This window comes from Saezia sanguinis (assembly GCF_003991585.1).
In the GTDB taxonomy this organism is placed as follows: Bacteria; Pseudomonadota; Gammaproteobacteria; order Burkholderiales; family Burkholderiaceae_C; genus Saezia; species Saezia sanguinis.
In genome coordinates, this window is record NZ_PQSP01000148.1 from 1 (window position 1) to 252 (window position 252).

1 pseudogene is annotated in these 252 nt (G+C 67.9%); it reads left to right on the top strand.

Annotated features, from left to right (window positions below):
- Positions 1–252: pseudogene (locus CUZ56_RS15290) on the top strand (glutathione-dependent formaldehyde dehydrogenase); the annotation flags it as partial.

Sequence of the window (252 nt, forward strand, 5' to 3'; positions counted from 1 at the left end):
AGAAGGCGCAGTCGTTCGCCCACGCGGAGACCATCAACTTCGTCGAGCACGACGACGTCGTGGTGCTGATGAAGCGGATGACCGAGGGGCTCGGCGCCGACGTGGTGATCGACGCCGTGGGCGCCGAGGCCGACGGCAACTTCATCCAGCACGTCACCTCGGCCAAGCTCAAGCTCCAGGGCGGCTCACCGGTCGCGCTCAACTGGGCGATCGACTCGGTCCGCAAGGGCGGCACGGTGTCGGTGATGGGGG